Here is a 19,130-nt window from a genome sequence, read left to right on the forward strand (position 1 = left end):
CGTCCCGCCGTACCCCGTTCACCTGGAGGTCCCCGCCTGATGGCCCAGCCGGTGGGTATCAAGGACGTCGCCCGTGCCGCCGGAGTCTCCGTCGGCACGGTCTCCAACGTCATCAACCGCCCCGACACCGTCGCCACGGAGACCCGGGCCCGTGTGCTGTCCGCGATAGACCGGCTGGGGTACGTCCGCAGCGAGTCCGCGCGTCAGCTGCGGGCCGGGCGGTCCCGGATCATGGGGCTGCTCGTCCTCGACATGGGCAACCCGTTCTTCGTGGACGTGGCGCGCGGCGCCGAACGGGCCGCCCGGGACGCCGGGCTCGGTGTGATGGTCTGCAACAGCGCCGAGAGCGTCGGCGAGGAGGCCGAGTACCTCTCGCTCTTCGCCGAGCAGCGGGTGCGGGGCGTGCTGCTCACCCCCGCCGACGCCACCGGCCGCAACATCGAGTCGTTCCGCCGCCACGGCATCCCGTTCGTGCTGGTCGACCGGGTCTCCGAGGGCACCACCGAGTGCTCGGTGTCGGTGGACGACGTCGCGGGCGGCGCGCTCGCCGTCCGGCACCTCATCGACGCCGGACACCGCTCCCTCGCCTACGTCAGCGGCCCGCCCGGCTTCAACCAGGTCCGCGACCGCCGCACCGGCGCCCTGAACGCGCTCGCCGAGGCCGGCCTCGGCCCCGACTGCCTGCGCGAGCTGCCCACCGAGCGGCTCGACGTGGCCGCCGGACGCGACGCCGGCGCCCGGCTGCTCGGACTCGCCGACCGCCCCACCGCCGTGTTCTGCGCCAACGACCTGCTCGCCCTCGGCGTGCTCCAGGCCATGTACGCGGCCGGCGTGGGGGTCCCCGACGACCTCGCCATCGTCGGCTACGACGACATCGAGTTCGCCGCCGCGGCCGCCGTCCCGCTCACCTCGGTCCGCCAGCCCGCCGTCACCATGGGCGCCCTGGCCGCCGAGATGCTGCTGGAGGAGACCGAGGAGGACACCGGGAGGCGGCACGAGCACCGCAGGGTCGTGCTCCAGCCCGAGCTGGTGGTGCGCCGGTCGAGTCTGTCGGCCCGCTGAGCCGCCGTTCAGTAGCCGCTCATGATCCCCCGGGCGCCACGCCCGCCCGGACATGTGCTGAACTGGGACGCGGCCCGTACACCGAGCGTCCCAGGAGACCCCTGTTGTCCCTCAGCTACCGCCAGCCCGGCGTCGTACTCACCGACCGCCGTTTCACCGTCCCCCTCGACCACGCCGACCCGGCGGGGGAGACGATCGAGCTGTACGCCCGTGAGGTCGTCGCGAGCGACAAGGCCGGCCAGGACCTGCCCTGGCTGCTCTACCTCCAGGGCGGCCCCGGCTTCGGGGCGAACCGTTTCGTCGGCAGACCGGCCTGGCTCGGCCGCGCCCTGAAGGAGTACCGCGTCCTCCTGCTCGACCAGCGAGGCACCGGCGCCTCCACGCCCGCCAACCGCCAGACGCTCCCGCTGCGCGGCGGCCCGGCCGCCCAGGCCGACTACCTCACGCACTTCCGCGCCGACGCGATCGTCCGCGACTGCGAGGCCGTCCGCCGCGAGGTCACCGGCGGCGCCCCCTGGACCGTCCTCGGCCAGAGCTTCGGCGGCTTCTGCACGGTCAGCTATCTCTCCCTCGCCCCCGAGGGCCTGGCCGCCGCCCTGATCACCGGCGGTCTGCCCGCCCTCGACGCCCACGCCGACGACGTCTACCGCGCCGCCTACCCGCGCATGGAGCGCAAGAACGCCGCGCACTACGCCCGCTACCCGCAGGACGTCGAGCGGGTCCGCCGGATCGCCGACCACCTCCTCCAGCACGAGGTCACCCTCCCCGGCGGCCACCGGCTCACGGTCGAGGGGTTCCAGACCCTCGGCATCCTGCTCGGCACCGGCGACGGCAGCCACCGGCTGCACCACCTCCTCGAGGACGCCTTCGTCCCCACCCCGCACGGCCCCGAGCTGTCCGACGCCTTCCAGGAACAGCTCCAGCAGCAGCTCTCCTTCGCCGGACACCCCCTCTACGCCCTCGTCCACGAGGCGATCTACGGCCAGGACGCCCGCCCCACCGCCTGGTCGGCGGAACGGGTGCGCGCCGAGTTCCCGCAGTTCGACGCCGCGAAGACGCTCACCGGCGACGGACCGCTGCTGCTCACCGGCGAGACGATCCACCCCTGGATGTTCGACACCGACCCGGCGCTGCGCCCCCTGCGCGAGACCGCCGGCCTCCTCGCCGCCCGTACCGACTGGACCCCGCTGTACGACCCCGCCCGCCTCGCCGCCAACGAGGTCCCGGTCGCGGCCGCGATCTACCACGACGACCTGTACGTCGACACCGCCCACTCCCTGCGCACCGCCCGCGCGATCCGGGGCCTGCGCACCTGGGTCACCGACGAGTTCGAACACGACGGCGTCCGGGCCGGCGGACCCCGGGTCCTGGACCGGCTGCTCGCCCTCGTCCGTGACGAAGCGTGATGTCGGTGTCACCGATTAGTCTTCGGGCATGACCGTGCCGACGATCCCTCAGCTCCAGCCCATGCCCGAGGACTGGCGACGGGCCCTGGCCGTCGTGGCGCACCCGGACGACCTGGAGTACGGCTGCTCCGCGGCCGTCGCCGCCTGGACCGACGCGGGCCGCGAGGTCGCCTATGTCCTCGCGACGCGCGGCGAGGCGGGCATCGACACCATCGCGCCCGCCGAGTGCGGCCCGCTGCGGGAGCGCGAGCAGCGGGCGAGCGCCTCCGTCGTGGGCGTGTCCGAGGTGGAGTTCCTCGACCACCGCGACGGCGTGATCGAGTACGGGCCGGCCCTGCGCCGCGACATCGCCGCCGCGATCCGCCGGCACCGCCCCGAGCTGGTCATCACGCTCAACCACCGCGACACCTGGGGCGGCGTCGCCTGGAACACCCCCGACCATGTCGCGGTGGGCCGGGCCACGCTGGACGCCGCAGGCGACGCAGGCAACCGCTGGATCTTCCCGGAGCTGGCCGAACAGGGCCTCGATCCCTGGAACGGCGTGCGCTGGGTCGCGGTCGCCGGCTCCGCGACGCCCACCCACGCCGTGGACGCCTCGGCGGGCCTGGAGCGGGCGGTGGGCTCGCTGCTCGAACACCGCGCCTACATCGAGGCCCTCACCGACGAGGACCCCGAGACCTATGTGCGCGGCTTCCTGACCGGGGTCGCGCACTCCGTCGGGGAGCGCTTCGGTGGCCGCCCGGCGGTCGCGTTCGAACTGTTCAACCGATAGACACCGATGCCCCAGGCGGAGTGGCACGATGACCGACACGGACGTACTGGCGCAGCGCTTCGAGGAGCAGCGCGCCCATCTCAGGGCCGTCGCCTACCGGATGCTCGGCTCGCTCGCCGAGGCCGAGGACGCGGTGCAGGAGACCTGGCTGAGACTCAGCCGCAGCGACGTCGAGGAGGTGCGCAACCTGGGCGGCTGGCTGACCACCGTGACCGGCCGGGTCTGCCTGGACCTGCTCCGCTCGCGCACCGCCCGCCGTGAACTGCCGATGGACGAAGGCTACGCGGGGTCCGCGGGGTCCGCGGGGTCCGCGGGGTACGGCGGCCTCGTCCCCGATCCGGTGATCGCGCCCCTGTCCCGGACCGACCCCGAGCAGGAGGTGCTCCAGGCCGACGCGGTGGGCCTCGCCCTGCTGATCGTGCTGGAGACCCTGGAGCCCGACGAGCGGCTCGCGTTCGTGCTGCACGACATGTTCGCCGTGCCGTTCGACGACATCGCGCCGGTCGTCGAGCGCACCCCGGCCGCGACCCGGCAGCTCGCCAGCCGGGCCCGCCGCCGGGTCCAGGGGGCCGCACCGGCCGCGGAGCCGGACCTCGGCCGGCAGCGTGAGGTGGTTTCCGCGTTCCTGGCCGCCGCCCGCGCCGGGGACTTCGAGGCGCTGGTCTCCGTGCTCCACCCCGATGTGGTGCTGCGGGCCGACTCCGGGGCGCTGGTGCGCGGCGCGGCGGCCTCCAAGATCGTGCACGGCGCGAAGGCGGTGGCCGAACAGGCCATCCTCTTCCGGCAGTTCGCTCCGGCCGGGCGGCTGGCGCTGGTGGGCGGCGCGGTCGGCATCCTCAACGGACCCGAGGGCGAGGTGCGTTCGGTCATGGGCATCACCGTCGCCGACGGCCGGATCATCGCGCTGAACATCCTGGCCGACCCGGAGCGGGTGGCCGCCCTGGAGGTGCCGGACGGGGTGTGAGCGCAGGTCAGCGGAGTGTCAGTAGGGTGGAGGGCATGCAAGACAAGACAGGGGACGACACGGTGGACCGGGAGGGGCTGCGCGGCGACTGCGCGCACTGCTTCGGCCTGTGCTGTGTGGCCCTGCCCTTCGCCCGCTCGGCCGACTTCGCGCTCGACAAGCCCGCCGGGCGGCCCTGCCCCAACCTGGCGGCGGACCACCGCTGCGGCATCCACGACCGGCTGCGGCAGAAGGGCTTCAGCGGCTGCACGGTCTACGACTGCTTCGGCGCCGGTCAGAAGGTCTCCCAGGTCACCTTCGGCGGGCGGGACTGGCGGGGTGCCCCGGCCGAGCACGCCCGGGCGGTGTTCGAGGTGTTCCCGGTGGTGCGCCAGCTCCACGAGCTGCTCTGGTACCTCACCGAGGCGCTCGGCCTGCCCGCCGCCCGCCCGGTCCACCCGGAGCTGCGCCTCGCCCTGGCGCGGACCGAGGCGCTCACCCGGGGGACCCCCGTCGAGCTGGCCGCCCTGGACGTCCCGGCCCACCGCCAGGAGGTCAACGTCCTGCTGCTGAGGACCAGCGAACTGGCCCGCGCCGGGGTCCGCGGCCGCGGCAAGGACCGCCGGGGCGCCGATCTGATGGGGGCCCGCCTCAAGGGCGCCGATCTGCGCGGGGCGAATCTGCGCGGGGCCTGTCTGATCGCCGCCGACCTCACCGGCGCCGATCTGCGCGGCGCGGACCTGATCGGGGCCGACCTGCGGGACACCGACCTCACGGACGCCGACCTGACCGGCGCCTTCTTCCTCACCCAGCCCCAGGTGACCGCGGCCCGGGGCAACGCCGCCACCAGATTGCCGACCTCAGTCACCCGCCCGCTGCACTGGACAGCGGGGCGCTGAGACCTCCTGCCCGGGAGCCGGAGCTGTGGCCGGTGGACCCGCGGTCGGCGTTTGTGGCGCTCCTGCCGCCGTCCGCGGCATCCAGCCCCAGGTGGCCGCGGCCCGGGCCGGCGCCGGCATCAGGCTGCCGGTCTCAGTCACCCGCCCGGTGCACTGGACGGCGGGGCGCTGAGACCTCCTGCCCTGGATCGGGAGCCGGAGGAGCCGGAGCTGTGGCCGGTGGACCCGCTGTCGGCGTCTGTGGCGCTCCTGCCGCCGTCCGCGGCATCCAGCCCCAGGTGGCCGCGGCCCGGGCCGGCGCCGGCATCAGGCTGCCGACCTCAGTCACCCGCCCGGTGCACTGGACAGCGGGGCGCTGAGACCTCCTGCCCTGGATCGGGAGCCGGAGGAGCCGGAGCTGTGGCTGGTGGACCCGCTGTCGGTGTCTGTGGCGCTCCGGCCGGCGTCCGCGGCGGCGGCCCGGGGCGGTGCCGGTACCAGGCTGCCGGTCTCAGTCACCCGCCCGGTGCACTGGACAGCCGGGCGCTGAGACCTCCTGTTCCGGAGTCGGAGTTGTCGTCGGCTCCTGCGGTGCTCCGGCCGACGTACGCCGCTCCAGACCCATCCGCAGTCCCTCCGGCATCAGCGTCAGCCGCTCCGTGACGCGCAGCCGGTAGGCCGGGTCGGGGCGCAGGTCGTAGCGGCGCAGCAGGAGGCCGAGGACCAGGGTGGCCTCGTGCAGCGCGAACTGGCGGCCGATGCAGGCGCGGGCGCCCGTGCCGAACGGCTTGAAGGTGTGCGGGGCCCGCCCCCGGACGGCCGCGGCGTCGAATCGGTCCGGGTCGAACCGCTCGGCGTCCTCGCCCCACACCTCGGGGTCCCGGTGCAGCATCGCCGTCAGGACCAGCGCCCAGGCGCCCCGCCGCATCGGATGCTCCCCGCCCAGCACCGTGTCCTCGCGGGCCTCCCGGGCGAAGCCGGGCGCCGTCGGCCACAGCCGCAGCGCCTCGTCCAGGACCCGGCGGACGTACCGCAGCTTCGCCACCTGGTCGTACCCGGGCACCGCCGTGTCGCCCCACACCCGGTCCACCTCGGCCCGGGCCCGGGCGGCGATCCGCGGGTTCAGGGAGAGGTAGTGCAGGGCGAAGGAGAGCGCGCCCGAGGTGGTCTCGTGGCCCGCGACGAGGAAGGTGATGACCTGCCGCCGTACGTTCTCGTCGGACAGCCGCTCACCCGTCCCGGGGTGCGCCGTGTCGAGCATCCGGTCGAGCAGGTCCCCCTGCCCGCCGCCTCCGGCGCGCCGCTGCCGTACCAGCGCGTCGACCGTGCGGTCCAGATGGGCGATGTCGGCCTCGTTCTGCCGGGCGGCCCCCTTCAACAGCCCGGGAAACGGCAGGGTGTTGAGGCGCTGGGCGTAGGTGAGGGTGCCCACCATCGCGCTGACGAAGGGATGCGGGCGGGTGCGCTCGAAGGAGCCGAAGTCATGTCCGAACCCGGTGCGCGCGATCGTCTCCAGGGTCAGCTTGGTCATGTCCCCGGGCACGTCGACCGGGTGTCCGGCGGCGGCCTCGCGGTCCCAGTGGGCGGTGAGCCGCTCGGCGACGTCCAGCATCATCGGGTGGTAGGCCGCCATGGCCTCCCGGCTGAACCCGGGCGCCAGGACGTCGTGCGCCAGCTGCCAGTTGGGCTCGTGGTTGTACGCCGTGAACAGCGCGTCCCCGACCACCGGCCGCAGGTTGGCGATGCCCAGCCCCACATGCTTGGCGAACCGTGTCTCGTCCGCCATGTCGGCGGCCAGCTCCGCGCCCCACACGAACACGAACTCCCGGCCGAACGCCTTGCGCCGGAAGATCGGGCCGAGCTGCCGGGCGTAGCGCAGGGAGTCCTGGAGGGGAGTGCGCCGGCTGGCGCCGAGGAGGTCGCCGAGCACGGGGATCCGGTACGGCGGGTGCGGGATGCGCCGCAGGTCCGGCCAGCCCAGTTCGGCGCTGCGGAACCCCTTGGGCAGGACGTCCCCGGTCGTCGTCGGCACCGTCTCCGCCATGACGCGATCTCCCTTGATCGAGCGGCAGGTCGAAACTGTTGTACGTGAGTTCAATAACGCGCCCAGTCTCGTCCCGCTGTTGAACCGGCGTCAAGTAAAGTGCGGGCATGGCCGCGAACCAGGGGGAGCGCACCCGGCGCCGACTCAGCACAGAGGAGCGCAGGGAGCAGCTGCTGTCGGTGGGCGCCCGCCTGTTCTCGGAGAGTCCCTACGACGAGGTCCGCATCGAGCGGGTCGCCGAGATCGCCGGGGTCTCACGCGGGCTGCTCTACCACTACTTCCCGACCAAGCGGGACTTCTTCGCGGCGGTCGTCGAGCGGGAGAGCGAGCGGATGCTGCGGATGACGGCGGCGGTGCCCGGCGTCCCGGTCCGCGAGCAGCTCGCCGCGGGCCTCGACGCGTATCTGGAGTACGTCGAGACCCACGCACACGGCTACCGCGCCTTCCATCGCGCCGACGCGGCCGGCGACCGGAGTGTGCGCCGGGTCTACCAGCGGGCCCTCGCGGCCCAGGAGGAGCAGATCCTGGCCGCGCTGGGGGCCGACCCGGAGTTCGGTCCGCTGTTCGAGGAGCGCGCGGACGTACGGCTCGCGGTGCGCGGCTGGCTGGCGTTCATCACGGCGGTCTGCCTGGAGTGGCTGCGGGGCCCGGATCTGACGCGGGACCAGGTCCGGGACCTGTGTGCGAGGGCGCTGCTCGGGGTCATCGCGCACTGACGGCCGCCCGGCCGCCGCGAAAGATCACCTGTGGCGGTTGGCGTACGCCCGGATCTCCGCTAGGTTAGGCAAGGCTTACCTAAGGAGGTTCTGGGATGGGTGACAGCCACAGCTGGACGGCGGTGCCCGGTGCGGCCGAGCGGGCCCGGTCGGTGCTGGCCGCCTCGTGGTCCTGCGCGGTGACCGCCGACGGCGGGCGCGAGGAGTTCGTCGGCGCGCACACCGTCGACGAGGACGGCCGGGTGCACCTCCATGTGCCCGACGACAGCTCCCTGCTCACGGCGGCCATCTGCGCGCCCCGCGGCGAGCCGTCCGCGGTCCTGGAGTTCGCCGACGTGGCGCCCGTCCCCGTGCGCCACCGGATCCGGGGCCGGCTCTGGCTCGCCGGCTGGTTCGCCCCCGAGGACGACCACCTCGTCTTCCGTGCCACCCGGGTCGTCCTGAAACAGGCCACCGGCGCGGTCGTCGTCGGCCTCGACGAGTTCGCCGAGGCCCGCCCCGACCCCCTCGCCACCGCCGAGGCCCAGCTGCTCACCCACCTCGCCGACGCCCACCCCGACGCGGTCGAGCGGCTCACCCGTCTGGTCCGGCACGAAAGCCTGCACGGTGCCGTACGGGTCCAGCCGCTCGCCGTCGACCGGCACGGACTGACCCTGCGCATCGAACGCGCCCGCGCCCACGGCGACGTACGCCTGCCCTTCCACACGCCCGCCGACGACGTCGGCCAGCTCACCGAGCGCATGCACGTCCTGCTCACCCAGGCGAGCTCCGCGTCCTGCCCGCGCCCCCTACAGCGGCAGCGCACAGACGGCGACGGGTGACGCGAACGGCTCGCCCGCGAGCCGCAGTCCGCCGCTGCCCGCGTCCACCACGAACACGCTGACCGTGCCCGAGCGCTGGTTCGCCGCGAACAGCAGACCGCCGTCCGGCGAGAGGGCGATCTGCCGGGGGAAGTCCCCGTGCACCGGGACCGTGCCGAGCAGCCGCAGCCGGGCCCCGTCGGCCTCCACCGCGTACCGGGCGAGCGTGTTGTCGCCACGGTTGGCCAGGAACGCGTACGCCCCGTCCGGCGTGACGGCGAACTGCGCCGGATAGTTGGGGTCCGCCTTCGCCCCCGTGGACTGCGGCGCGCCGATCGTCAGCCGCCCGCTTCCGGCGTCGTAGGCGCAGACCGAGACCGTGTCGTCGCCCTCGTCGGCGAGATAGGCGTACCGGCCGCCGGGATGGAAGGTGAGGTGGCGCGGCCCCGCGCCCGGCCGGGTGTGCGCCTGTGCGACCTCGGTGAGCGTGCCCTCGCGCTCGTCCAGCCGGTAGCTGTACACCGTGTCCGTGCCGAGGTCCACGGCCAGCACATGCCCGCCGTCCGGCGCCGTCAGGAACTGGTGGGCGTGCGGCCCCTGCTGACCCGGCCCGGGCGCCGGACGCGTGTGGGTGACCTTCGCGGTGCGCTCGCCCAGCGCTCCCGAGGCCCCGATCGGGTGCACGGCCACGCTGCCCGAGCCGTAGTCGGCGCTCAGCAGCCACCGCCCGCTCGGATGCACCGACAGATGACACGGGTGGTCCCCGCCCGTGGCCCGGCTCCCCAGCACCGCGCGGTCGGACAGCCGTACGGCGGTCACCGTGCCCTTCGCCCGCTCGTTCACCGCGTACAGCGTGCCGCCGTCCGGGTGGATCGCCAGGTACGACGGGTCGGGGACGCCGGTGAGGGTGCCCCGGCCGGTGATCCGGCCCGAGGACGGGTCGTACGAGGCGACCCCGATGCCCTTCCCGCCGCCCTCGGCTGAGGTGTAGGTGCCCAGGTAGAGCGGGCGGGGGCCGGAGGGGCTCGGCGCGGGCTCGGGCGAGGCGGACCCGGACACCGAGGACTGCGGGGCCTGCGGCGCCGTCGAGGCCTCCTGGGGCTCCTGTGCCTCCCGCGCCGCCCCCGACGAGCCGTCGCCGTCACCGCCGCAGCCCGCCACGGCCGGTGCCACCGCCGCGCCGCCGAGCACCGCGACGAACCGCCGCCTGCTCCACGGGCCGCGTTCCCCTGCCGTCCCACTGTTCATTCCGCGCACCTCAGGTCGTCCCGCGCCCCCGTCGTACACAGCACCTTGACGCGGAACGACCCTCGAACGCAAAAGCGGTACGCCCCGCCCCGGCTACCAGTCGCCGTCCTGCACCGGCGTCCCCGGCGCGTCCTTCAGCGGATGCACCTGGCCGGGCGCCGGCTGCTCCCAGGGGTCCAGATCGTCACCGAGCCAGTCGCCGACCGGCTTGACCCCGGACAGGGCGTCGCCCGGGGCGAGGTCCTGCGCGCCCTCGTCGTAGTAGTCGAACCACGGCAGGCCCGCCTTGGTGTACGCGGCGCGGTCCACCGGGGAGGGCGGGGGCTCCTCGCCCGTGATGCGGCGCCACTCCGGGGGAGTGACCAGGTGCACGAAGACCCGCGCGCCGGGTTCCCGGGTGTAGTCCTCGACCGGGCGGGTGTCCCGGTAGACCTCCTGCCGCATCGAACCGCCCACGCCCAGCCCCATCGCCGCGGCGGCGCGCGCCCGGGGCGCACCGGGCGGGGCGGGGACGGCGGCGGGCATCATGGGCATCGGCGCCTGCGGGGGCATCGCCCCGGGAGCCGCGGGCACCGCGCCGTACCCGCCCCCGACCGACTTCACGCTCCGCGTCTCCAGGGAGAGGAACCGCTGCTCCTCCTCCCACTCCGCGTGCTTCTCCGCGGTCAGCGGGAAGGACTGGAGCTGGACCCCGCCCCACACCTCCTCGCCGGTGACCTGGCCCTCCACGGTCGCGCCCAGGCCGAGCGGGACCGCCACGAACTGGCGGACCGTGCCCTTCCCGGAGTTGATGCCGTCCAGCCAGGGCTGCCGCGGCAGCGCCAGATAGTTCTGCGGGTCGTGCGAGAGCCGGTCGCTCCACGGCTTGCCGGAGACCGCGCACACCTTGCCCGCGCCGACCTGGAGCGCCGCCGGCCGCGTGGAGCCCGCGAAGCCCAGCCACATCGCCTCGCGGAGATACATCGGCAGCATCACGCCCCCGCGCGCCAGCCACTCGGCGGGCACGGTGTCCGGGTGGTCGGCGACCCGGCGGAGCGGGAACGTGCCCAGCCCGGGCGGCAGGTCGTGCTCGCCGCTCTCCGGCAGCCGCAGGGTCCGCATGAACCGCACGGCCACCCCGCCCGGCAGCCTCAGTGTGTCCCCGTCGATCCGTACGCTGGTGCCGGCCACAGGCGCGCTCCCTCGCATCCGGCGCCGGCCCCGTCCCGGCGCTCCCTCAGAGAGAACGCCCGCCGATCCCCGTGCGGTTCCGCCACAGCTCCTCCTGGACGCCGAGGCGCTCGCGCAGCCGGGTCAGCCGCGGCATCCGCGCCCGCTGCTCGGAGGAGACCCGGTCCAGTTCCTCCAGGAGCCGGCGCGAGCGGTGCTCGGTGTCCAGCTCGTCGATCATCCGGTTCACCTCGGTGAGCAGGGCGCCGTGCAGCTGCCACTGCCGGGCGTCGTGCTGGAGCCGCTCCAGCAGCAGCTGGGCGAGCTTGTCGCGGGTGGCCGCGGCCTGCCGCAGCTCGGCGGTGAGCCGGGCCTCGGCGGCGTCCGCGTCGTGACTGACATGCGTGGTGACCAGCACCGAGAAGCTGACCACCGCGTCGGCGATCTCCGACAGGAGCCGTTCCACGACCTGGCCGGTCTCCTCCGGGAACAGCGGATCGGGCTCGCGCTCCTTGGCGAGGTCGGTCAGGGTGCGCGCCAGGACCCGCAGGACGACCGTGCAGATCTCCAGGGTGTCCAGACCGGTGCGCAGCACCACCCGGTGCAGCAGGCCCTCCCGGACCCGGGGATTGAGCCGCAGACTGTCCTCGGCCTGCCGCAGCGCCGCGTCCACCTCCACGATGTCGTGATCGAGGCGGCGCGCCTCGTGCAGCCGGGCGGCCGCCTCCTCGAACGCCGGGCGGCCGGCCGCCTCCTCGCCGATGCGCAGCATGAGCTGCCGCAGCCGGCGGGCCAGTCCCTCGATCGACTCGCCGGCCTCCTCGATCCACACCGGGGGCGGCAGCAGCAGATTGATGGCGAGGCCGACGACCGCGCCGATCAGGGTCTCCACGATCCGGGCCCAGGCGGTGTCGCCGACGGTGGTCACGCCCAGCACCAGCATGGCGCTGATCGCCACCTCGGGCACGTACTCGTCGACGCGGACCAGGTGCCCGACCGCCAGCGAGGCCACGATCAGCAGCGCGAGGCTCCACCAGGTCAGGCCGACGAGCTGGCTGAAGGCGATGGCGACCAGGACGCCGGCCACCACCGAGTTCACCCGCCGGATGCCGTTGGTGAGCGTGGCGAACAGGGTGACCTGGACGACCAGCAGCGCGGTCAGGGGCGCGGTGAGGGGGGCCGCCTCGGGGCTGAGCCGCAGGGCGACGACGTACGCGATCGCCGCCGCCGCCGCGGAGCGGAACGCCTGGACCACCGCCGGTTCCCGATGACGCCGCAGGAGCCGGACGAACGGCTCCGCTCGCTGACTTACCTCTCGCATTCCCGGACCAGTTCCCCTTCCCCATGGTGCTCGAAATGGTGCTCGAACGTTTCTTCTGTACCCAGGGTGCCGTCGGAGACATGCCGCGGGGAAACCCCCGTCTCACTCCTCGGGTCATGCGTACCTCCAGGACGGCGGTCCGCAGGATGGTTTCCACGGGGGCTGCGGGGCGACGCTCGGTTCATCAGACTTCACACCATCCGTGTCGGTGTCACCGCTGTTCTCTTCCTGCTCTGCGTCACCATTGCCATCGCTGTCACCGCTGTCACCGCTGCCGCGCCCGCCGGCGGCGGCGGACCGGGCAGGCGCGGGGCCGGGGCTCGTTCAACGCCACCGGCCCCGACGACGGTGCCGTACCGGGACTACGCCGTCGACCTGCGGGCCGGTTCACATGTACAGCTGGTCGAGGAAGGCCGACAGGCGGCCCGTCGTCCGGGCGATCTGCTCGTCCAGGGTGAGGCTCTCCTCCAGTCTGGCGCCCGACTCCGGGACCTTCCTGCCGCGCACGTAGAGGGAGCAGGCCAGGTCCGCGCACAGGTACAGGCCGACCGAGTTGCCCTCGCGGCCGGCCGCGCCCGCCTTGCGGGCCGTCATCAGCGAGACCCCGCCGCCGGGGTGCGTGGTCAGACACAGCGAGCACATGCTGCGGTGCGGCAGCCCGCGGCGCGAGGACGGCAGACGCAGGGTCACGCCCAGGAGTTCGCCCCGCCGCTCGGCGACCACATAGCTGCGGTCGGGCGCCCCGGGATCGCGCCAGCCGAGGAAGTCCAGGTCGGCCCAGGGGAGTTCACCGAGATCGCGGGGCAGGTACAGACGTTTGGCCTCTCCCTTCGAGCAGTTGACGAACGAGGTGCGGATGTCGCTTTCGGTGAGTGACCTCATGGGAGTCTCCTGGGGTGCCGGTCCGTATCGATCTGTCGAACTGTTGATCTGCTGATCTGCTGATCCATAAAACCTAGGATCCCTAGGTTTGAGCCTAGGGTAAAGAGCCTCACCGAGGAGAGCCAGTGGATTTCCAGGAAGTCCCTTCGTCACCACGCTGAACTGTCACCCGGACCGGGAGACCGGTGGCCTGCCGGTCCTCGCCGTGCTCGCCCGGGACGGCGTCTACCGCTCGCAGTTCGTCACCGGCACGAGCAACGGAGGCCTCACCGCCCACCCCGGCGGCGACCGCTGGCGCTGGGAGAGCCGGATCTTCGGCGGGGCGTACGACGACGCGGACCCGCGCGAGCGACCGGTGTACGGCGCGCTCGACTTCCGCCGCCAAGTCGTCGGCGCAGCACCGAGGTTCGGCTCCTCGCACCTGCGGCTGCGCCCGGACGCGCTCACCCGCGCGACCTTCTGCTACCCCGACAGCGCGGCCGAGCCCGACGACTTCGGCGTCGCCGCCGCGATGCCGCTGATCGCCCTGGCCGAGACCGACGAACGGGACGCCCTCAACGACTACGTCGAGGCCCATGTCCACGGGGGCGTCGATCTCGCCCGGGACGTCGAGGCCCTGGTCCTGGACCCGAGTTACCGCGGCACCCCGGTCGAGGAGGCGGCACGTGCCCTGCCCTGCCCGGTCGAGTGGCACCCCGGCTACCGCATCACCGTCGCCGAGCTGTACCGGAACGCCGAGTACCGGGGCCGCGCGTACGCCGAGCTGGGTGCCCGGATCGCCGAGGACGCGGTGGTCGACCCGCGCGTGATCGGCGACGCGGTGCGCGCGGGACGGGCCGCCCCGCAGGACCTCAAGATGGTCTGGCACACCCTCGCCCGCTTCGGCGCACCCCGGGGCGCGGGCACGGCCGAGACGACGGAGGGCGCCGTCGCCCGCCACCTGTCCGACATCGCAGGGGCCGACGCACGGTAGGCGGAACGGCTCTGTGGGCTCCCTGCGCCCCGTCGCCGGGAGTCCCCGGCCCGGGGGGCGGCCGCACCCCCACGCCGTCAGGGGTGCGGCCGGTCTCCCGGGCGGTTCGCGCTCCCCCAGGACGCGCAGCATCACCAGCGGGGCGGGCGTCTCCCCGACGAGGTCGCTCACCGGGTCCGCCGTGAGCTCCCCGTACCGTTCCGCGCCGCCGGGCGCCCGCCGGCGCACCGACACCTGGTAGCGCGAGCGGTGCCGCAGCCGCAACGCCTGGGCGATCCGCTCCACCTGGCCGGCCTCCTGTGGCCGGAACAGCTCCCGCACCTCCCGCCCGCGCAGCCGCCCCGGCGTGGTCCCGCACTCCGCGACCGGCACCGCCACGCGGTCGAAGGGGGCCGGCGCCCGGTTGCGCCACAGCACGCCGCACGGGTCGGTCGCCCCGGCCGTCGAACGCCTGCCCTCAGCCGACGGGATGGGCCGCCTGCCAGGCCAGCCGGCGCGGCGCGCCCGCGCCGACCCCGGTGAGGAACTCGTCCAGCGCCAGGAACTCCTCCCAGACCGGCCGGCCGCCCGCCCGCGACAGCTCCGCCACCACGAGGTCCTCCAGATCGGCCACCCGTTTGTCCTTCCACACCTTGTCGGCCAGGCTCACCAGCAGGTCCTCGACCTCGACGCCCGGCGCCTGCCAGGACGCGTGACTGCCCGCGAAACGCGCCAGCCCGGGAGCCACCCCGCGCGCCAGCAGCAGCTCGCGCCCCGCCTCCTCGTGCCGCGCGCCCGGACCGGACAGCTCGCCGGGGTGCAGCACCTTGCCGATGTCGTGCGTGGCCGCGCCGAACAGCACCGCCGCCCCGTCCACGGCCAGTTCCGGCCGGTGCTCCCCGATCCACGCCACGATCAGGGCGGCGACCTCGTGCACGGCCCGCAGATGGGCGACCAGCCGGGGTGGCGCCCCGAGATCGCCGAGCAGCCCGGCGACGCCCGCCGGCAGGGGCCGCAGCGGCGGATCCGACGTCTCGTCCAGGGCGATCGACCGTACGTCAGGGGTGGGGGTCATCGGTCCAGCCTAATAACCGGGGGCGGGCGGCCCGGCAACCCCACCGACGCGAGGGGGCGCTGGTCCCGTCGCTTGCCCCGCCCTGCTTGTCTCGCATCGTGAACTAAGGGTTGGAGGAAGTCGCGCCCGGCCCCTCCCTGAGGGTATGTTGCAGATCGGGCAGGGCACGAAAGGAGCGTCATGACGGGGCGGAACGGGCGTACGGTACGCGATCTCAGGCGGGCCAACCGCACGGCCGTCCTGCAACGGCTCTACTTCGACGGCCCCCTCAGCCGCTTCGAGCTGGGCCCGGCCACCGGCCTCAGCTCCGGCTCCATCAGCAACGTCGTCGCGGACCTGGCCGCCGACGGACTGGTCGAGGAGGCCGGCAGCGTCGACTCCGACGGCGGCCGCCCCCGCATCCTGCTGCGCGTGGCCCCCGGCAGCGGCCACATGATCGGCGTGGACGTCGGTGAGACCCGGGTGCGGATCGAGCTGTTCGACCTCACCCTCACCGAACTCGCCCGCGCGGAACGCCCGTTGGAGCAGCAGCGGTACGCGGTCGAGGGCATCGTCGGCCATGTCCGGGACGGTGTCGCCGAGGTGCTCGCGACGGCCGGCCTCGCCCCCGAACGGCTCCTGGGCGTCGGCATCGGGGTCCCCGGCATCGTCGAGCACACCCCCGGGGACGGCGCCGTCGTGCACGGACAGACGATCGGCTGGGACGCCGTCCCGCTGGAGGCGCTGCTGCGCGAGGGCTCCCCGCTGCCCGACACCGTGCCGTACTTCATCGACAACGGCGCCCGGACCCTCGGCCAGGCCGAGATGTGGTTCGGCGCCGGACGCGGTGCCCGCAACGCCGTGGTGGTCCTCTTCGGCTCCGGCGTCGGCGCCAGCCTCGTCACCCCCGAGGCGGAGCAGGGCCGGGCGCTCGAATGGGGGCATCTGACGGTACGGGTCCGGGGCCGCCGCTGCCGGTGCGGCGCCCTCGGCTGTCTGGAGGCGTACGCGGGGGCGGAGGCGCTCCTCGACCGATGGCGCGAGGGGGGCGGCCGGCCGCCCGCGGACACCGACGAGGAGAGCGCGCTCGCCGCGCTGCTCGCCGCCGCCCACCCGGACGACGGCACCGAGGGCGACCCGGTCGCCCGCGGGCTCCTGGAGGAGACCGCCGAGTACGTGGGCGCCGGTCTCTCCGACCTGATCAACCTCTTCCAGCCCGAGCGCATCCTCATCGGCGGCTGGGCGGGCCTCCAGCTCGGTCCCCGTCTGCTGCCCGCCGTACGCCGCCACGCCACCGCCTACGCCCTCGGTCACCCCGCCCGCAGGGTCACCGTGGACCTCGGCAGGCTCGGCCCCGACGCGGTCACCGTGGGCGCGGCGATCCTTCCGCTCGCGGACTTCTTCGCGCACGGCGGCCGGCGCCCCGAACCGCAGCCCGACCTCCCCCGGCCGGCCTGGCACACGGCCCTGGAGGAGCGCACCCCGCACTGAGGCACCGAGGCACCGAGGCACCGAGCTGCCGAGGTTTCGCTGCCTGCCGCCGAGGTACCCGCCACGTTCCCCCCGAAGGGAGCACACCGTGGCCGCCCACCGTGAGGAGGGCCCCGGCGAGACCGGCCCCCCGATCCCCCGAGACCTGCCCGACCGGCAGACCCGCCCGGGCGAGGACCCCTGGGACGTCACCGCCCCCGACCTGCCCGGCACCGAACTCCCCGACACCGACGAGGCCGGCACCGGCCGCCGCGGCGCCCCCCGCCCGGCCGGCGCCCGCCCCGGCCCGCCGCCCCCCGACGAGCCGTCCGGCTGAGGGCTCGCCGGGCCACGGCGGGACACCGGCGCGCACCGTCAGGACGCGAACGCGTTCACCCCGGTCAGCTCGGCCGAGAGGTCCCACAGGCGGGACGCCTGCTCGCGGTCCGTCGCCCAGGCCTTCACCCCGGCGCGCTCGCCGCTCTCCGGAGCGGGCTCGGCGATGTCGCAGTCCTCCAGATAGACGCCGCCCATGCCGTCGAGCTGCGGGGAGGTCGCCGCCCACACCTGGGTGGCCGCGCCCTGCTCCGGCGTCTTGAAGCCCGGCTGCGGGATCGGGTTGCCGTCCTCGTCGATCCAGCCGTTCGCCATCATCTCCTCCCGCGGCAGATGCCGCTGGAGGGGCGTGAGGATGCCGCCCGGGTGGAGCGAGAAGGCCCGTACGCCCCGGTCCCGGGCGAGCGCGTCGAGGTGCACGGCGAACAGCACGTTCGCCGTCTTGGCCTGCCCGTACGCCTGCCACTTGTCGTAGTCGTGCCGCCAGTGGACGTCGTCCCAGCGGATGCCGGAGAAGTGGTGGCCGCGCGAGGACACGGACACCACCCGCGCCCCGCCGGGCTCGATCGCCGGCCACAGCCGGTTCACCAGGGCGAAGTGACCGAGGTGGTTCGTGGCGAACTGCGCCTCCCAGCCCGGCCCGACCCGGGTCTCCGGGCAGGCCATGATCCCGGCGTTGTCGATCACCAGGTCGAGCGTGCGGCCCGAGGCGAGGAACCGGTCGGCGAAGGCGCGGACGCTGTCCAGGTCGGCGAGGTCGAGTTCGTCCACCTCGACGTTCTCGACGCCGTCGAGGTTCTCCCGCGCCGTCTGCGGGCGCCGCGCCGGGACGACGACCCGGGCGCCGGCCTTCACCAGTGCCCGGGTGGTCTCCAGGCCGAGCCCGGAGTAGCCGCCCGTGACGATCGCCAGCCGACCGCCCAGATCGATGCCCCGCAGGACGTCGTCGGCGGTGCTCGTGGCGCCGAAGCCCGAGCCGATCTTGTGCTGTGCGGTGTTGCTCATGTCGCTGTTGCTCATGTCCGAAACGCTACGGATTGGAGTGCGCTCGAAGTCAAGCGGAGACGCCCTTACGGGACCAGTCCAGGAGCTTCTCCCTCGGCCAGGTCGTCACGATCCGCTCGGCGGGCACCTCGCACTCCTCGGCCCGCGCGCAGCCGAGGATCTGCCAGTCCAGCTGGCCGGGCGCGTGCGCGTCGGTGTCGACCGAGAACAGCGCTCCCGCCGCGACCGCCCGCCGCAGCAGCCGCCGGGGCGGGTCCAGCCGCTCGGGCCTGCTGTTGATCTCCACGGCCGTGGCGGACGCGGCGCAGGCCGCGAACACCTCGTCCGCGTCGAACTCCGACTCCGGCCGCCCCCGCCCCTGCACCAGCCGCCCCGTGCAGTGCCCGAGGATGTTCGCGTGCGGATCCCGTACGGCCTTCAGCAGACGCCGGGTCATCGCCCGCTTCTCCATCCGCAGTTTCGAGTGCACGGACACCACGACCACGTCCAGCCGGTCGAGCAGCTCGGGCTCCTGGTCCAGGGAGCCGTCCTCCAGGATGTCGCACTCGATGCCGGTCAGCAGCCGGAACGGCGCCCAGGACGCGTTCAGCTCCTCGACCACCTCCAGTTGGGCGCGCAGCCGCTCCGGCGACAGCCCCCGGGCGACCGTCAGCCGGGGCGAGTGGTCGGTCAGTACGGCCCACTCGTGGCCGAGGGCGGCCGCCGTGCGGCCCATCTCGTCGATCGGGCTGCCGCCGTCGGACCAGTCGGAGTGCAGATGGCAGTCGCCGCGCAGCAGGGCCCGTAGCCGCTCCCCGGCGCCGTCGGTGAGCGGCCGCCCCACCTCGTCCTGGAGTTTCCGCAGGTAGGACGGCACCTCGCCGGTCAGTGCCTCGCGCACAACCTGGGCCGTCTTCGGTCCCACGCCCTTCAGCGACTCCAGCGTGCCGGCCTCGGCCCGTGCGGCCACCTCGCCCTCGGGCAGGTCCGCCAGCACCCTGGCGGCCGTACGGAACGCCTTCACGCGGTACGGCGGCGCCAGGGACCGCTCCAGCAGGAAGGCGATCCGGTCCAGGGCATCCAGGGGATCCATCGCCACCTCCTGGCTCCAGC

General features: G+C 74.2%; 18 protein-coding genes and 3 pseudogenes. 12 read left to right on the top strand and 9 right to left on the bottom strand.

What is annotated here, in order from left to right:
* Positions 1 to 39: 39 nt before the first annotated feature.
* The 7 genes and pseudogenes from ABZ490_RS05245 to ABZ490_RS05275 form a co-directional block, all read left to right on the top strand.
* On the top strand, positions 40 to 1,062 hold the full coding sequence (locus ABZ490_RS05245) for a LacI family DNA-binding transcriptional regulator (protein WP_358984412.1): 1,023 nt from the start codon (positions 40 to 42) through the stop codon (positions 1,060 to 1,062).
* 104 nt (positions 1,063 to 1,166) lie between these two features.
* Entirely contained in the window at positions 1,167 to 2,468 is a 1,302-nt protein-coding gene (locus ABZ490_RS05250) for an alpha/beta fold hydrolase (protein WP_358984415.1), read from the top strand.
* Between the two features lie 28 nt (positions 2,469 to 2,496).
* The gene (locus ABZ490_RS05255) at positions 2,497 to 3,240 is read left to right on the top strand and encodes a PIG-L deacetylase family protein (RefSeq protein ID WP_358984417.1); all 744 of its coding nucleotides are present in this window, start codon (positions 2,497 to 2,499) and stop codon (positions 3,238 to 3,240) included.
* 28 nt (positions 3,241 to 3,268) lie between these two features.
* Complete coding sequence (locus ABZ490_RS05260) at positions 3,269 to 4,204, top strand: sigma-70 family RNA polymerase sigma factor (protein ID WP_358984419.1); 936 nt, start codon at positions 3,269 to 3,271, stop codon at positions 4,202 to 4,204.
* Between the two features lie 35 nt (positions 4,205 to 4,239).
* On the top strand, positions 4,240 to 5,082 hold the full coding sequence (locus tag ABZ490_RS05265) for a pentapeptide repeat-containing protein (RefSeq protein ID WP_358984422.1): 843 nt from the start codon (positions 4,240 to 4,242) through the stop codon (positions 5,080 to 5,082).
* A gap of 82 nt (positions 5,083 to 5,164) precedes the next feature.
* Positions 5,165 to 5,254: pseudogene (locus ABZ490_RS05270) on the top strand (pentapeptide repeat-containing protein); the annotation flags it as partial.
* Positions 5,255 to 5,351: 97 nt separating this feature from the next.
* A pseudogene (locus tag ABZ490_RS05275) lies at positions 5,352 to 5,441 on the top strand (pentapeptide repeat-containing protein); the annotation flags it as partial.
* Positions 5,442 to 5,572: 131 nt separating this feature from the next.
* Here the strand turns inward: ABZ490_RS05275 and ABZ490_RS05280 are convergent.
* Positions 5,573 to 7,105, bottom strand: coding sequence for a cytochrome P450 (locus ABZ490_RS05280; RefSeq protein WP_358984426.1), 1,533 nt, complete (start codon positions 7,103 to 7,105; stop codon positions 5,573 to 5,575).
* A gap of 107 nt (positions 7,106 to 7,212) precedes the next feature.
* Here ABZ490_RS05280 and ABZ490_RS05285 point away from each other — a divergent pair, with 107 nt between their 5' ends.
* Both ABZ490_RS05285 and ABZ490_RS05290 read left to right on the top strand, forming a co-directional pair.
* Positions 7,213 to 7,821 (top strand): TetR/AcrR family transcriptional regulator, encoded by a 609-nt coding sequence (locus tag ABZ490_RS05285; RefSeq protein WP_358984428.1) that lies wholly within the window; start codon positions 7,213 to 7,215, stop codon positions 7,819 to 7,821.
* Positions 7,822 to 7,916: 95 nt separating this feature from the next.
* Positions 7,917 to 8,642 (top strand): DUF2470 domain-containing protein, encoded by a 726-nt coding sequence (locus tag ABZ490_RS05290; protein ID WP_358984431.1) that lies wholly within the window; start codon positions 7,917 to 7,919, stop codon positions 8,640 to 8,642.
* Here the strand turns inward: ABZ490_RS05290 and ABZ490_RS05295 are convergent.
* The 4 genes from ABZ490_RS05295 to ABZ490_RS05310 form a co-directional block, all read right to left on the bottom strand.
* Positions 8,610 to 9,869, bottom strand: a complete 1,260-nt coding sequence (locus ABZ490_RS05295) for a lactonase family protein (protein WP_358984434.1) — start codon at positions 9,867 to 9,869, stop codon at positions 8,610 to 8,612. The two genes, ABZ490_RS05290 and ABZ490_RS05295, sit on opposite strands and share 33 nt — an antisense overlap.
* A gap of 93 nt (positions 9,870 to 9,962) precedes the next feature.
* Positions 9,963 to 11,039: a hypothetical protein gene (locus ABZ490_RS05300; RefSeq protein WP_358984435.1), complete on the bottom strand. Its 1,077-nt coding sequence runs from the start codon at positions 11,037 to 11,039 to the stop codon at positions 9,963 to 9,965.
* A 46-nt stretch (positions 11,040 to 11,085) separates the two neighbouring features.
* The gene (locus tag ABZ490_RS05305; protein ID WP_358984438.1) at positions 11,086 to 12,339 is read right to left on the bottom strand and encodes an FUSC family protein; all 1,254 of its coding nucleotides are present in this window, start codon (positions 12,337 to 12,339) and stop codon (positions 11,086 to 11,088) included.
* 387 nt (positions 12,340 to 12,726) lie between these two features.
* Complete coding sequence (locus tag ABZ490_RS05310; protein ID WP_358984441.1) at positions 12,727 to 13,221, bottom strand: FBP domain-containing protein; 495 nt, start codon at positions 13,219 to 13,221, stop codon at positions 12,727 to 12,729.
* Positions 13,222 to 13,378: 157 nt separating this feature from the next.
* Between ABZ490_RS05310 and ABZ490_RS05315 the strand changes: the two genes are divergently transcribed.
* A complete protein-coding gene (locus tag ABZ490_RS05315; RefSeq protein WP_358985079.1) occupies positions 13,379 to 14,194 on the top strand; it encodes a DUF3626 domain-containing protein in 816 nt (271 codons plus the stop codon).
* 108 nt (positions 14,195 to 14,302) lie between these two features.
* Here ABZ490_RS05315 and ABZ490_RS05320 read toward each other — a convergent pair.
* Both ABZ490_RS05320 and ABZ490_RS05325 read right to left on the bottom strand, forming a co-directional pair.
* A pseudogene (locus ABZ490_RS05320) lies at positions 14,303 to 14,611 on the bottom strand (PAS domain-containing protein); the annotation flags it as partial.
* Between the two features lie 40 nt (positions 14,612 to 14,651).
* Positions 14,652 to 15,248, bottom strand: coding sequence for an HD domain-containing protein (locus ABZ490_RS05325; RefSeq protein WP_358984444.1), 597 nt, complete (start codon positions 15,246 to 15,248; stop codon positions 14,652 to 14,654).
* Positions 15,249 to 15,428: 180 nt separating this feature from the next.
* Here ABZ490_RS05325 and ABZ490_RS05330 point away from each other — a divergent pair, with 180 nt between their 5' ends.
* Together ABZ490_RS05330 and ABZ490_RS05335 are read left to right on the top strand one after the other, a co-directional pair.
* The gene (locus tag ABZ490_RS05330) at positions 15,429 to 16,718 is read left to right on the top strand and encodes an ROK family transcriptional regulator (RefSeq protein WP_358984447.1); all 1,290 of its coding nucleotides are present in this window, start codon (positions 15,429 to 15,431) and stop codon (positions 16,716 to 16,718) included.
* A gap of 88 nt (positions 16,719 to 16,806) precedes the next feature.
* Entirely contained in the window at positions 16,807 to 17,034 is a 228-nt protein-coding gene (locus ABZ490_RS05335; RefSeq protein WP_358984449.1) for a hypothetical protein, read from the top strand.
* A 38-nt stretch (positions 17,035 to 17,072) separates the two neighbouring features.
* Here ABZ490_RS05335 and ABZ490_RS05340 read toward each other — a convergent pair whose 3' ends face one another.
* Positions 17,073 to 18,038 (bottom strand): SDR family NAD(P)-dependent oxidoreductase, encoded by a 966-nt coding sequence (locus tag ABZ490_RS05340; protein WP_358985082.1) that lies wholly within the window; start codon positions 18,036 to 18,038, stop codon positions 17,073 to 17,075.
* Positions 18,039 to 18,087: 49 nt separating this feature from the next.
* Positions 18,088 to 19,110, bottom strand: a complete 1,023-nt coding sequence (locus ABZ490_RS05345) for a PHP domain-containing protein (RefSeq protein ID WP_358984451.1) — start codon at positions 19,108 to 19,110, stop codon at positions 18,088 to 18,090.
* Positions 19,111 to 19,130 lie beyond the last annotated feature (20 nt).

The organism is Streptomyces sp. NPDC005811 (assembly GCF_040630405.1).
Classification (GTDB): Bacteria; Actinomycetota; Actinomycetes; order Streptomycetales; family Streptomycetaceae; genus Streptomyces.